This window comes from Rufibacter latericius, from assembly GCF_003721515.1.
GTDB classification, from domain to species: domain Bacteria; phylum Bacteroidota; class Bacteroidia; order Cytophagales; family Hymenobacteraceae; genus Nibribacter; species Nibribacter latericius.
Genome location: NZ_RJJD01000005.1, coordinates 110,193 through 124,684, shown reverse-complemented (window position 1 = coordinate 124,684; position 14,492 = coordinate 110,193). Strand labels below are relative to the sequence as shown.

General features: G+C 51.2%; 10 protein-coding genes. 9 read left to right on the top strand and 1 reads right to left on the bottom strand.

Features of this window, described 5'->3' with window-relative positions; all coding sequences use genetic code 11:
• Nucleotides 1–19 precede the first annotated feature (19 nt).
• The 9 genes from EFB08_RS10115 (at nt 20) to EFB08_RS10075 (ending at nt 13,756) form a co-directional block, all read left to right on the top strand.
• Nucleotides 20–1,966, top strand: a complete 1,947-nt coding sequence (locus tag EFB08_RS10115; RefSeq protein WP_227006290.1) for a glycoside hydrolase family 97 protein — start codon at nt 20–22, stop codon at nt 1,964–1,966.
• A 217-nt stretch (nt 1,967–2,183) separates the two neighbouring features.
• Nucleotides 2,184–4,664, top strand: a complete 2,481-nt coding sequence (locus tag EFB08_RS10110) for a glycoside hydrolase family 95 protein (RefSeq protein ID WP_123127049.1) — start codon at nt 2,184–2,186, stop codon at nt 4,662–4,664.
• 166 nt (nt 4,665–4,830) lie between these two features.
• Nucleotides 4,831–5,682, top strand: coding sequence for a sialate O-acetylesterase (locus tag EFB08_RS10105; RefSeq protein ID WP_123126832.1), 852 nt, complete (start codon nt 4,831–4,833; stop codon nt 5,680–5,682).
• 29 nt (nt 5,683–5,711) lie between these two features.
• A complete protein-coding gene (locus EFB08_RS10100; protein WP_123126831.1) occupies nt 5,712–7,286 on the top strand; it encodes a glycoside hydrolase family 43 protein in 1,575 nt (524 codons plus the stop codon).
• A 65-nt stretch (nt 7,287–7,351) separates the two neighbouring features.
• Nucleotides 7,352–8,713, top strand: coding sequence for a glycoside hydrolase family 43 protein (locus EFB08_RS10095; protein ID WP_123126830.1), 1,362 nt, complete (start codon nt 7,352–7,354; stop codon nt 8,711–8,713).
• A 105-nt stretch (nt 8,714–8,818) separates the two neighbouring features.
• A complete protein-coding gene (locus EFB08_RS10090) occupies nt 8,819–10,570 on the top strand; it encodes a glycoside hydrolase family 43 protein (protein ID WP_394342966.1) in 1,752 nt (583 codons plus the stop codon).
• A gap of 320 nt (nt 10,571–10,890) precedes the next feature.
• Nucleotides 10,891–11,844 carry an alpha/beta hydrolase gene (locus tag EFB08_RS10085; protein ID WP_123126829.1) on the top strand — a complete coding sequence of 318 codons (954 nt, stop codon included), beginning with the start codon at nt 10,891–10,893 and terminating at the stop codon, nt 11,842–11,844.
• A 201-nt stretch (nt 11,845–12,045) separates the two neighbouring features.
• Nucleotides 12,046–12,750: an NUDIX hydrolase gene (locus EFB08_RS10080; RefSeq protein ID WP_123127047.1), complete on the top strand. Its 705-nt coding sequence runs from the start codon at nt 12,046–12,048 to the stop codon at nt 12,748–12,750.
• Nucleotides 12,751–13,246: 496 nt separating this feature from the next.
• Nucleotides 13,247–13,756 carry a YkgJ family cysteine cluster protein gene (locus tag EFB08_RS10075; protein WP_123126828.1) on the top strand — a complete coding sequence of 170 codons (510 nt, stop codon included), beginning with the start codon at nt 13,247–13,249 and terminating at the stop codon, nt 13,754–13,756.
• A gap of 186 nt (nt 13,757–13,942) precedes the next feature.
• Here EFB08_RS10075 and EFB08_RS10070 read toward each other — a convergent pair whose 3' ends face one another.
• The gene (locus EFB08_RS10070; RefSeq protein ID WP_165864850.1) at nt 13,943–14,329 is read right to left on the bottom strand and encodes a response regulator; all 387 of its coding nucleotides are present in this window, start codon (nt 14,327–14,329) and stop codon (nt 13,943–13,945) included.
• Between the last annotated feature and the right edge of the window lie 163 nt (nt 14,330–14,492).

Below are 14,492 nucleotides of genomic sequence, written 5' to 3'. Positions count from 1 at the left end.
ACGTATGCGTTTTCAAAAATTGAAAAGAACATTTCCGATCTTCCTTTATTTAGTAATCAGTATTTCCTCTTTGGCACAGGCGCAAAATACTACTGTTAAGAGTCCTGACGGTCGGCTTCAGGTAGAGGTGCTTTCGCAGAACGGTCAACCGCAGTACCGGGTCAGCTACGCCGGGGAACCCATTCTGGAGAACTCGCCGCTAGGCCTGAAAACCAATCTGATTGATTATTCCGGTAACCTGACCCTGGAGGGCGCGAAGCAGAACAAGATTGACCAGACCTACCAGCAGGAGAAATCCAAACGGTCGCAGGTGCATTACCTGGCCAATGAGTTGGAATGCACGTTTGTGAACAAAGACAAGAAAGTGCTGCAGGTGGTGTTCAGGGTAAGCAACAATGACATCGCTTTCCGGTACCAACTCCCCGAGCAAGGAGACCCGCGGGCGCTGGTGGTGGAAAAAGAAACAACCGGCTTCAACTTCCCCACACAGGCTAAAGGTTTCCTGACGCCGCAGTCCAAATCCATGGTGGGTTTTGCCAGAACCAAGCCGAGCTACGAGGAAGGGTACCAAGTGGAGCAGGACATCGCGGCGAAATCTGCGCATGGGCAGGGCTACACGTTTCCGGGGCTTTTTAGAATCGGCGCAAACTGGGCACTTATTTCAGAGACCGGCGTGAGAGGCCTTTACTGCGGTTCCCACCTCAGCGACCCTACGCCAGACGGCACGTACACCATCGCGTTCCCAGACATCACCGAGAACAACGGGTTCGGGAGCACCGGAGCCGCCATCGGCGTGCCGGGTACTACCCCTTGGCGCACCATCACGGTAGGCAAAGGTTTGAAGCCCATTGTGGAGACCACCGTCGCCAATGACGTGGTGGAGCCGCTGTATGAACCGTCCATCCAATACGATTACGGCAAAGGAACCTGGAGCTGGATTATGTGGCAGGACCAGAGCATGAAATACGACGACCAGGTCACGTACATTGACTTAGCGGCGCAGTTGGGGTACCAGTTTATCCTCATTGATGCCCTGTGGGATAAGAATATTGGGTACCCGCGCATGGAAGAGCTTATCCAATACGCGGCGTCTAAAAAGGTAGGCGTCTTCCTGTGGTACAACTCCAACGGAACCGTCAATGATGCGCCCCAAACGCCCCTCAACAAAATGAATACCGCCATCGCCCGCAAAAAGGAAATGCAGTGGATGAAAAAGAACGGGGTGAAAGGCATTAAAGTCGATTTTTTCGGAGGAGACAAACAGGAAACCATGCGCCTCTATGAAGAAATCCTCTCGGATGCGAATGATTACGGGCTGATGGTGGTTTTCCATGGAGCCACGCTGCCGAGAGGCTGGGAACGCATGTTCCCCAATTACGTGGGCAGTGAAGCCGTACTGGCCTCCGAGAACCTGATGTTCAGCCAGCACGCCAACGACCGCGAGGCCTTCAGTGCCACCTTGCACCCCTTCATCCGGAACGCCGTGGGTAGCATGGAGTTTGGCGGCGTGGTCCTGAACAAGCGCTACAACCGCACCAATAACGGCGGCAACTACCGCAAAACCACCGATGTATTCCAGTTAGCCACGTCGGTGCTGTTCCAGAACCCGGTGCAGTTTTTCGCCCTTGCGCCCAACAACCTGCAAGATGCTCCCGCTTTCGCGATTGATTTCATGAAGCAGGTGCCCACCACCTGGAACGACACCAAGTTCCTGGATGGATACCCCGGTAAGTACAGCGTACTGGCCCGGCAACACGGAGCCAACTGGTATGTGGCCGGCGTAAATGCCCAATCTGAGCCCGTGAACCTGAAACTCAGTTTACCCATGTTTTCCGGAAAAGAGGTCGTTTTCTACGGCGATAACAAAGACGGCAGCAGCTACACCAAAAAAGTGAAAGTAGCCAAGAACGGTGAGCTCAAAGTCACCATTCAGCCACAGGGCGGCATTGTGATGGTGGGCCAGTAATGTAAAAACCTGTCTTGCGTTTTGGGGCTGTTTTTCTGAAAACGGGCCCAAATCACTGAGCTATTACCTACATTAAAAAGTTCTCAAAGAGTAGGAGCGTGCTCTGTTTCTTAACCCTGTTTGGGGCTTGATTTTAGAAAAACAGGCCTCAAACAGCTTAGGAGCCAAGCGCATTACCCGCTGTAACCAACGTTACCCAAAAGGAGAGATTCGCCCCATGCACAGATTTCAAAAAAAGGCTTTACGGATTTTTATCGGTTGTCTGGTAATCAGTATGGCCTTGCTGTGCCCTGTGTCTGCTCAAACTTCCGCCCCCCTAAAGCTTTGGTACACGCAGCCCGCCAAACAGTGGGTGGAAGCCTTACCCGTGGGGAACGGACGGTTAGGGGCCATGGTGTTCGGGAATCCGGTGCAGGAAACCATTCAGCTCAATGAGAATACAGTGTGGGCCGGGCAGCCGAACCGCAATGATAACCCGCAAGCAAAAGAAGCCTTACCCGAAGCCCGGAAGTTGATTTTTGCCGGGAAGTATGAGGAAGCCCAGAATCTGGTGAACCAAAAATTCATCAGCAAAACCTCCCACGGCATGCCGTATGAGACCGTGGGCAACCTGAAGCTTTCGTTCCAAGGCCATGAAAACTACACCTATTATCACCGGGAACTGGACCTGGAAAAAGCCGTGGCTACGTCGCGTTACCGGGTGAATGGGGTGAACTACCAAACCGAGGTCTTTTCCTCGTTCCCAGACCAGGTGATGGTGGTAAGGATTTCCGCCGATAAACCGGGTTCCATCAGTTTCTCAGCCACCATGGACCGACCCAAAAACGCACAGGTTTCTACCCAAGGCAAGGACATGCTGCTCTTGTCCGGTAAAACGGGTACGGTAGATGGCGTGGAAGGCAAGGTCCAGTTTCAGGCCAGAACCAAAGTACAGGCCACCGGCGGAACTGTGCAGGCCAATGAAACCAGTGTGCAAGTGGAACGGGCAAATGAGGTGACCATTTACATCTCCATCGCCTCCAACTTCAGGAACTACCAAGACATCAGCGGCAACGCCGGGAAGCAGGCCGAGGCCTATCTTCAGAAAGCTCTGAAAAAGAAGGTTAACGTCCTCTACCAGGACCATGTGGCGGACTATAAAAAGTACTTCGACCGGGTAAGTCTTAATCTAGGAAAAACCGAGGCCGCTAACCTGCCCACCGACCAAAGAATAGAGAAATTCAGGAACGGGAACGACCCTGATCTGGTCGCGCTGTATTTTCAGTTTGGCCGCTATCTGTTGATTTCGGCCTCGCGGCCCGGGGGGCAGCCTGCCAATCTGCAGGGCATCTGGAACGACCAACTTACCCCGCCCTGGGACAGCAAGTACACCGTGAACATCAACACGGAAATGAATTACTGGCCCTCGGAAATCACCAACCTCACGGAACTGAACGAGCCGCTGGTAAAGATGGTGCAAGAGGTAGCGGAGTCCGGGCGGCAAACGGCTCAGGATATGTACGGTGCCCGAGGCTGGGTATTGCACCACAACACCGATATCTGGCGCATCAACGGTCCCGTGGACGGGGCTTTCTGGGGCATGTGGCCCATGGGCGGTGCCTGGCTTTCGCAGCATCTGTTTGACAAATATGCGTACTCCGGAGACAAAGCGTATCTGGCTTCGGTGTACCCCGTCTTAAAGGAAGCCTCGCGGTTTTTCCTGGATTTTCTGGTGGCTGAACCCGTGAATCAATGGTTGGTAGTGGCCCCTTCCATTTCGCCGGAGAATGCGCCCGGTCTGCACCATAAAGCGTCCATCGCAGCAGGTACTACCATGGACAACCAACTGGTGTTTGACCTGTTCAGCAAAACCATCAAGGCGGCGGAAGTCCTTAAAACCGATGCTGCTTTCACCGCAGAACTAAAGGCAAGTCTGCAAAAACTGCCGCCCATGCAGGTGGGCAAGTGGGGACAGCTTCAGGAGTGGATGGCTGACTGGGATAACCCCAAGGACAACCACCGCCATGTCTCGCACTTGTACGGACTTTACCCGTCTAACCAGATCTCTCCGTACCGAACCCCGCAGTTGTTTGCGGCGGCCAGAACGTCGCTGCAGGCCCGCGGCGATGAGTCTACGGGCTGGTCGATGGGTTGGAAAGTGAACCTCTGGGCCCGGCTACTGGACGGAAATCACGCCCTCAAACTGATTCAGGACCAACTTACGCCCTCCATCCAGCCAGACGGTGAGCAAAGGGGAGGCACCTATCCTAACTTATTTGACGCACATCCTCCGTTTCAGATTGACGGAAACTTCGGGTGCACGGCCGGCATCGCCGAAATGCTCCTGCAAAGCCACGACGGAGCCCTTCACCTGCTTCCCGCCTTGCCAGATGCCTGGCAGAAAGGTAGCATCAAGGGACTCCGGGCTCCGGGTGGGTTTGAAGTGGATTTAAACTGGGCCGGTGCGAAGCCCAATGAGATAATTGTTCAGTCTTCTTTAGGCGGGACTTGTAGAATCCGGTCGTATTATCCGCTTTCTGGCAAAGGGCTGCAAAAAGCAACTGGTACCAATCCGAATCCTTTTTACCAGGTCCCGGCCACCAAAGAACCGCTGATTGCCTCGGGCGCCAGTTTGAAGAATACGCCACCTAGAACCATCTATGAGTATGACCTGGCCACCAAAGCTGGTAAGGTATACAGGTTGCAGCTGGCAAAGTAAGGCAAGCGGACCAGTTCTATTACTGGTGAAAGTAAGCGAAAGCGTTTAAGGCTGTTTTTCTGAAAACAGCCTTAAACTAGGTTTAAGTGAGGGTTTTGAATAACCCTTTGGCAGCATTCTGAACCTTAGAAATACAGTATTTGATGGAGAACTAACCCGTAAACACATGAACTATAAAAGAAGTCTTTCCCTCCTGGCTGTCTTGTTTTGGCTGCATACGGCGGCCTTAGCCCAAGACCCTAATTTCTACATCTTCCTGTGCTTCGGGCAATCCAACATGGAGGGTCACGCCAAATTTGAGCCACAGGACACCACCGCCAACAACCGGTTCAAGGTCCTGGAAGCGGTGGACTGTCCCGAACTGGGAAGGAAAAAAGGTGAGTGGTACCCGGCTACTCCTCCACTGGCAAGATGCAACACCGGTCTTACCCCCGCCGATTACTTTGGTCGCACCTTGCTCGCTACCCTTCCGGAAAACATCAAAGTGGGGGTGATCAACGTGGCGGTGGGAGGCTGCAAAATAGAATTGTTTGAAAAAGGCACCTACCAATCCTACGTGGCGACGGCCCCCGACTGGATGACGGCGGCGCTGGTACCCTATGACAAGAACCCGTACGGCCGACTGGTGGAAATGGCAAAACTAGCTCAGAAAGACGGCGTTATCAAAGGCATTTTGATGCACCAGGGCGAGTCTAATACCGGAGATGAAGCTTGGCCTTCCAAGGTGAAAGGCGTGTACGATAATTTGGTGAAAGACCTGAACCTCAATCCCAAAAAAGTGCCTTTGCTGGCCGGCGAAATGGTAAGTAAGGAGCAGGGCGGTAAATGCGCCAGCATGAACGCCATCATCGCCAAGCTGCCTCAGGTAATACCAAAGGCCCACGTCATTTCTTCGGAAGGTTGCCCGGCCGTGACTGACCAACTGCATTTCTCGGCTGAAGGATACCGCAAGCTGGGCAGAAGATACGGCGCTAAAATGCTGACTTTGTTGGGGTATAAAAACGTTCGGGCGGAGTAGTGGCTTTCCAAAAGAGAATATAGATACGTATGAGTAAGAAACTTTCGCGCATAGCTTTACTGACCCTTCTTTCCCTCTGCTGGACCTTGCCTTCACGAGGGCAAGGTGCCCAGAACCCTATCATCCACGCCGATGTGCCGGATATTGCCATCATACGGGTGGGGGACACCTATTACATGAGCAGCACCACCATGCACATGAGCCCGGGCGTGCCCATCATGAAGTCAAAAGATCTGGTGAACTGGAACCTGGTTGGCTATGCCTATGATACCTTGGCTAATTTGGATGAATTGACCCTCACGAACGGGAAAAGCACCTACGGAAGAGGCTCGTGGGCCAGTAGTCTGCGGCACCACAAGGGCACCTTCTATTTGACCACTTTTGCGCAAACCACCGGAAAAACGCATGTGTACACCACCAAAGACATCGAGAAAGGTCCCTGGAAAGCGATTTCTTTCAGGCCGTCTTACCATGACCACACCATTTTCTTTGACGATGACGGAAAGGTGTATTTGATCTACGGGGCCGGTAACTTGAAAATACTTGAGCTCCGGGAAGATCTATCAGGGCCGAAGCCCGATACCGAACGGGTACTCATCGACAACGCCAGTGCCCCGGCCGGACCAAACGTGGGTTTACCCGCCGAAGGGTCGCAGCTTTTCAAGGTAAATGGCAAGTACTACCTGTTCAATATCGCCTGGCCCAAAGACGGCATGCGCACGGTGATTGTGCATAAAGCAGATAAGATCACGGGTCCCTATGAAGGCTGGGTGGCTCTGCAGGACAAAGGCGTAGCCCAGGGGGGATTGATTGACACGCCAAAGGGTGATTGGTACGCCTACCTGTTTCGGGATTATGGGGCCGTGGGCCGTATTCCGTATCTGGTGCCGGTTACCTGGAAAGACGGCTGGCCTGTTTTGGGAGTTGAAGGCAAAGCGCCCGATAACCTGAACCTACCTGCCAGCAAAGGCCTGATGCCGGGCATTGTGGCCTCAGATGAGTTCACCCGCAAGAAAGGCGAGGCGACCCTGCCTTTGGTTTGGCAGTGGAACCACAATCCAGACAACAAGCTATGGTCCGTCACCAAACGGAAGGGCTACCTGAGCCTGACCACCGGCCGGATAGATACCTCTATCCTGCTGGCCAGAAACACGCTTACCCAACGCACCATCGGGCCGGAGAGCACTGGTTCAACTTTGATAGATGTGTCCAACATGAAGGACGGCGATTTTGCTGGCTTGGCCTTGTTGCAGCAACGGTATGGCTTAGTAGGGGTGAAATCAGAAAACGGGGCCAAATCCATTGTCATGGTCAATGCTCAATCCGGAAGGCCAGAGGAAGTGGGGCGGATTCCCCTTCAACAGAATAAGGTGTATCTGAAGGCCGAGTGTGATTTCAAGGAGCGGAAAGACGTAGCGAATTTCTTCTACAGCCTGGACGGAAAAACCTGGACCAAAATCGGCTCGTCGCTGAAAATGGCTTATACTATTCCGCATTTCATGGGTTACCGTTTCGGGTTATTCAACTATGCTACCAAAACGCCCGGCGGTCAGGTAGATTTTGATTATTTCCGGATAAACGGGCAAATAACCCAAGCAGAGTAATTCCCAGTTTCAGCAATACAGACAAAGCTGCTAGAGGGTGACTTTCAGAAATTTGAGTGTTAAACATGAGTAATCCTTTCAAGACAATCAGCTGGGTTGGGGCGCTTTGGCTGGTGTCGGGTTTTGCCCAGGCGCAGAATCCCATCATCCAGACCACCTATACTGCCGATCCGGCGCCCATGGTGTATAACAACAGACTGTACCTGTATACCAGCCACGATGAGGACGAATCTACTTGGTTTACCATGAACGACTGGAAGTTGTATGCCACCGATGACATGGTGAACTGGACCGATCACGGCACTATTCTGTCCTATTCAGATTTCAGCTGGGCCAAGATAAACGCGTGGGCCCCGCAGTGCATTGAGCGGGGAGGTAAATTTTACATGTATGTTCCCGTCACCACCAAGGATAACAGAGGTGCCATTGGGGTAGCGGTTGCCAACAGTCCGTACGGGCCATTTACAGATCCCCTGAATAAGCCCTTGGTCCAAAGCGGGGTGGGTGACATTGATCCTAATGTGTTCATAGATGACGATGGGCAGGCCTATCTGTACTGGGGCAACCCCAATTGTTATTACGTCAAGCTGAACGAAGACATGATCTCGTACCAGGGAGAGGTGTTGAAGGTACCCAACACGGTAGAATCGTTCGGCAAGCGCGAAGGCAACCCGGAAAGGCCCACCACCTACGAGGAAGGCCCGTGGCTCTACAAGCGCAAAGGGCTGTATTATCTGCTCTTCGCCGCAGGCCCTATTCCAGAGCATATCGGCTATTCCACCAGCTCCAGCCCCACAGGCCTCTGGAAATATCAAGGTGTTTTGATGCCCACCGAAGGCGGCAGTTTTACCAATCACCCGGGCATCATTGACTTTAAAGGGAAGACCTATTTCTTCTATCACAACGGTGCCTTGCCGGGCGGAGGCGGTTTTACCCGCTCCGTTGCGGTGGAAGAAGTGGCCTTCAAAAAAGACGGTACCATACAGCCTCTGAAAATGACGAAGGGAATTACCAAAGGCTTGGCTCCTGTGAATCCATTTGTGAAGAACGAGGCAGAAACCATGGCTTGGTCTGAAGGGGTGAAATCTGGGCAGAATGCCAACGTTGGCGTATTCGTGACCGCCCTGCGGGACGGGGCTTACACCAAAGTAAAAGACGTTGATTTCCGGAAAACAGGCGCCTCCAAACTGACCGCCCGGCTCGGAACCACCCACAATGGCAATGTGACCATGGAAGTCCGGTTGGGAAGTGTGGAAGGCGAGTTGATTGGTACCGTGAACGTGCCACTCACCGGCGGGAATGACCGCTGGGCCCTGGTATCTACTGATGTTAAAAAAGTAACCGGCGTGCACGATGTCTATTTTGTCTTCAAAGGAAAAGCAGCCACCAACATCCTGTTTTTCGACTACTGGAGATTTTCAGAATAGTCCTTAACAAGTAATCCCATCAAACTTGTCTGAAGCTCCTGTTTTAAGGGGGATTTCAGGAAATCAGGCTCAAAACAAAACAGCTAATATTTTAAGATGAAGAGAATGAAATTTGAATTTGCTCCTTTTAGAAGTCGCCGGGCAGGTTTGCTCTGTGCTTTGATGGTCATTTGTTTTTCGATCGGATTTAATGCAAACGGCCAGAATTCGAAAAAACGTGCTCAAAACGCCCCGGTGTTTTCCAATTCTGTCTATGAAGGAAACGATCCTGTATACAATAACTATCCGTTAAAGGAGGGCGAATTTTACAACCCTATTTTGCAGGGAGCTTATCCAGACCCGGCCATCACCCGCAAAGGCGATGATTACTACCTGGTTGCTTCCACTTTCGCTATTTTCCCTGGGGTTCCCGTTTTCCATTCAAAAGATCTGGTAAACTGGACGCAAATAGGGCACGCTTTAGACCGAGTTTCACAGCTGGATGTGCATGATACGCCTATCAGTGCCGGGGTGTATGCGCCAGATATAGAGTACAACCCCAACAATGACACCTTCTACATGATTGTGACGGCATTTGCCGGAGGAGCAGGGAACATTGTGGTGAAATCGAAGGACCCGGCCAAAGGCTGGAGTGAGCCCTACAAGCTGAAATTCGGCGGAATAGATCCCTCTATGTTCTTTGATGATAACGGGAAAGCTTATGTAGTACACAACGATGCCCCACACAAAGGCAAAGAACTGTACGAAGGGCACCGTGTGATCAAGGTATGGGAATATGATCTTGCCAAAGACCAAGTCATTGCCGGTACCGATAAGATCATCGTAAACGGTGGCGTGGACCTCGCGAAAAAACCCATCTGGATTGAGGCCCCGCATATCTATAAGAAAAACGGACGCTATTACCTGATGTGCGCCGAGGGAGGTACGGGCGGAAACCACAGCGAAGTGGTTTTCGTGGGCGACTCCCCAATGGGGCCCTTTATCCCGGCTCCCAATAACCCTATCCTGTCGCAGAGAAGTTTGAACCCTAACAGACCAAACAAAGTAGATTGGGCCGGCCACGCCGATTTAGTGCTAGGTCCGGATAACAAATACTACGGCGTGTTCCTGGCCATCCGTCCGAATGAAAAGGGCAGAGTCAACATCGGGCGCGAGACGTTTATCCTGCCGGTTGACTGGTCAGGTGAGTTCCCCATTTTCGTTAATGGATTGGTGCCTATGGAGCCAAAGCTGAAAACACCAGCAGGGGTGGTAAACAAAACCGGAAAAGAAGGTTTCTTCCCTAATGGCAATTTCACCTTCAAAGATGACTTCACTTCCAAGAAGCTGGACTACCGCTGGGTTGGGTTAAGAGGCCCGCGTGAGGCGTTTATTTCTCCATCCAAGAAAGGTTTACAGATCACCCCGTTCGCTACCAATATCAAAGAACTGAAGCCTACGTCAACGCTCTTCCACCGCCAACAGCACAATACCTTCTCTTACACCACCACCCTTGATTACAAGCCTGCTTCAGAAAAGGATTTGGCGGGTATTACGTTGCTGCAAAGCGAGAAATTCAACTACGTTTTCGGGCTTACTAGAAAAGGCAAAGACTATTATTTAGTGCTGGAAAGAACAGAGAAAGGTACCTCTAAAATTATCGCCAGCCAGAAGATAGATGTTAAGAAGCCAATTCAATTGCAGGTGAAAGCCGCCGGAGATAGCTACCAATTCAGTTATGCCCTGAATGGAACCGACTTTGTGAATGTAGGTGGCGCTGTGTCGGGTGATATTCTTTCCACCAATGTGGCGGGTGGTTTTACGGGTACTTTGATTGGTTTGTACGCCACTTCTGCCAACGATGCACTTCCTCAGTAAAACTGCCTAACTATCATAGAATCAATTGCACGGTGACAAAGGAGATTCGTCTACTGTTTGGGTAGACGGAACTCCTTTGTTCGCCTTTCAGAAATTACATACTCCTATTGAATAAGAAGCTGTTTAGCGTTTTTATTTCAGGTTATGCCGCAAGCGTCCGCTTGTGCATTTAGATATTAAGCTTCTGTTTAGGGGCCCTTTTTGGGAAAGTAGCCCCGAAAAGGAGACACAAGCAGACGCTTGCCCCAGATCAAGGCGTCCATCCTTCAGAAATTGTATAACCCTATTACATAGTTAAACCTTACCTATCCATCATCTTTATGACTTATAAACCGATAAACGTAGCAAAAGCGTGGCTTTTCGCCTCCTTCCTGATTTTTGCCGCCCCGGCCATGGCGCAGGACGGTACCATCTATCCACTCAAAGCTCCTGCCGAGCCTAATGCAATCAAACTCGGCCCGGGTGGGGTAGAGGGCCAGAAAGCGCCCGAGACCTGGTTTAAGCAGTGGGGCGACCCTATGGCCCGGAACATCTCCACGGCCACGCTCACCCCTTTTCTGCCTGCCCCGGGCAAGGCGAATGGCACCGCCGTGATTGTAGCCCCTGGCGGCGGTTTCCGTTGGCTTTCTATGGATAACGAGGGCTGGGAAGTAGCAAAAGCGCTTGCGGATAAAGGAATTGCCGCCTTTGTCCTGAAATACCGGCTCCACCCCACGCCAGAATCACTCGACGACTTCAAGGCTTGGATGGATAGACCCCGTACGCCGGCCCCGGCTGCGTCTTCCACTACTTCGGGAGGTGCAACTCCGCCCGCTTCGCAGCTACCTGACTTGTCTAACCAGCTAGAGGACGCTGAAGCTGCCTATGTCATGATCCTGAAACGATCCAAAGAATGGGGGGTAGATCCTAATAGAATAGGCATGATCGGTTTCTCAGCCGGTGCCGGGCTCACCATGCATTCCACCCTCCACTCCAAAACCATGAAACTTGCCTTTATCGGACCTATCTATGGCGGCATGGGCCCGGTGGAAGTACCTAAGAACGCTCCGCCCATGTTCAACGTTATCGCGACCGATGATTTTCTCTTCCGCGGTCAGTTTGGCGTGATTGATTCCTGGTACAAAGCAGGCATCCCAGTTGAGTTCCACCTCTACCAGAACGGTGGCCACGGCTTCGGCCTCGGTAACCCCGACAGAACCAGCAACCGTTGGTTTGACGCCTTCATGCACTGGCTGAACGTGAACAAATTCCTCACCGCCAAGGCAGGGAAGTGATCAGACAGTCAGTTGATGAACGTTGCACTTAAGAACGTACTGCCAGCTCAGCGGGAAATTTCAACGGCACTTTCCGCTGGGCGGCATAATGGCAACCATTAGCCATGTGAAAGCTTGAACCAACTTTATAACATCAGCAAGATGGAATCTCTCAATTATCAGCAATATGGTATTCATCAAATGAAACCCACTAGCGGAAGGATGAAGTATTCGGGCCAGACGAGGGTTCATGTTGCGGTTGATTGTATCATTTTCGGGTTTGACGGCGAGAACTTCAAACTGTTATTGATTAAAAGGGGCTTTGAGCCGGAGATGCACAGATGGAGTTTAATGGAGGGCTTTATACAGCCAGACGAAAGCCTGGGGGCGGGTGCCCAACGGGTTCTTAAACAGCTTACCGGGTTAGAGGGCGTGTACCTGGAGCAAATTCCGGCGTTTGGCGAACCAAACCGCGATCCTATGGAGCGCACTATTTCCGTTCCGTACTTTGCCCTGGTTGACATCCAGAAATATGAGGCGCAATTAAGCTTTGACTACCAGGCCGAGTGGTTTCTGCTCAGTGAAACGCCAAACTTGATCTTTGACCATAACGCTATGGTGAAGATGGCCAAGACGAGGTTACGCTATAAGGCAGCGTTCCACCCTATCTTGTTTGAGTTGTTACCCGATAAGTTCACCCTCCAACAGCTTCATACCCTTTATGAAAAGCTATATGAGAACACCTTTGACAAAGGTAACTTCACCCGAAAAGTACTATCCACTGGCTTGCTAGTCCGATTGAAGGAAAAGGATAAAGAGCACTCCAGAAAGGGAGCGTTCTACTTCAAGCTGGATAGAGAGAAGTATCATAACAACTTTGAGGCTTTTTTGAATTTTATTCCAAGCTTAGATAAAGTAATTGGGTAAAAGCAGAGAGCTGATAATGGGCTGCAAGTATGAGCGGGGTAATTGTATTTCAAAGGTAGGGTGTGACTTTTCAATTGGAATGGCTTAGGCCGGAGACCAGATGGATCTATTCTGGCTTAATTGCTCATTGGGAATTCAATAGTGTAGAAAGTGCAAGAAGTGCTGCCCCTCTAAAGTATTGTTTTCAGGTTCATTTCCAAGTAAACATAAATGACTATCTCTCTTTGATTTTGAAAAGCTTCAACCCAACTGATTGTGGAATTTTTAAGATGTGCTTCACTGTTAGTATCTGCTAGACTTGAAGAGAAAGTAACCGGCAGAACCTAGGCAGACAAGCAGCAAACAGATTGTTTGAAGCAGGAATCATTTTGAAGTGAGATGCCTAGGCTAGGTAAATACTTGTGAATATACAAAGTATATTCGGTAGCCTGTTCAGTTTTCCGCACAGGTTAGCCAGATATAATATGTATGTTTGGCCCCTACATAAGGCAATTACATGAATGACTCAACGAATATTTGTTTGTCCTGTGGGTTCTGCTGTGACGGTACCGTGATCGGTTTCGTACAGATCGGCCGTGAAGAGGCGCCGGCATTGAGGGAATTGATGATGGATACTGAGAATGCAAATGGCGAGGGTTTTTTCCTTCAACCCTGCAAAAGCTATTGCGATGGCTGCAGTATCTATTCCAGAAGGCCGAGGCAGTGCGCCAGTTTCGAGTGCGCGCTCTTGGAATCCTTCGAACAAGGGGAGTTGGATTTCAATTCGGCTATCGGGATAGTCGATGAGGTCAAGCAAAGGAAAGCCGATATTGAAGGAAGGTTGGCGCTACTGCAGCTTGAGCTACAATCCCAATCCTTTTACTTTAAGATGGCTGAACTGAACAAGCTGATCATGAAAAGCAAGCCAGGATTATTATGGACGCATAACCATCTGGATCTGGTATCGGACCTCAAGCAACTTGACACCCTGCTGTCAAAAGAGTTCGGGGTCTCACTGTTGGAATAGCAAAAGATTATCGGTCTGATAAAAAGATTCTAGGTAATCACCTTTGCTGATGATTCAACGAAAGTGGGGTGCCTCCCGGTTTCAACGACACCTCCACATTTCAATATTCCCCGAAAATGTCGTCCCGGGAACCGGGCGATGGTTTAGTTCGTGAGCCGAGTACCTGCGGGGACAGAATAATCGGATTCAACCCAGGATACCTGCCAAATCCTCATAGGTGAGCGGCTTGGGGAAAAAGGAGGCTGAGGGAACCTCAACGGGCCAGTCCAGGTTGGCGTAGCTGGCCTTCCCGCTGTTCAGGATAACCTTCGTGTGACGGTAATCCACCAGTCCGAGTTTGGCGAGCTCCTTTGCGAAGGCAATCCCGTCCATGCCGGGCATCTGGATGTCGGTGATAATCACCTGGGGGAGCGTTCCCCTCTCAGCGTCCATCCTCAGCATCGCCAGCGCCTCCGAACCTTCCTTAGCGGAGACGACCTCCCCTACGGAGCCGAGTCTCTTCAATAACCTTTTCAGCAGGAAGATGTAAATCCCGTCATCATCCACGAGCAGCACTTTCTTAGTCGGATCCATCTCCATCGGCATTATGTCACTACAATGACACCCTGCCAATGCTTTTGAAGCCGCCTCTCGCAACGGTAGGGTTGAAAGGTGAGCGTCCCTGGAAGCGCTGTGCGTTCCCATGGGGGGAGGTCCAGTGAGTAGAACCTCCCTTGACCTATACGTGCCCTGCGTA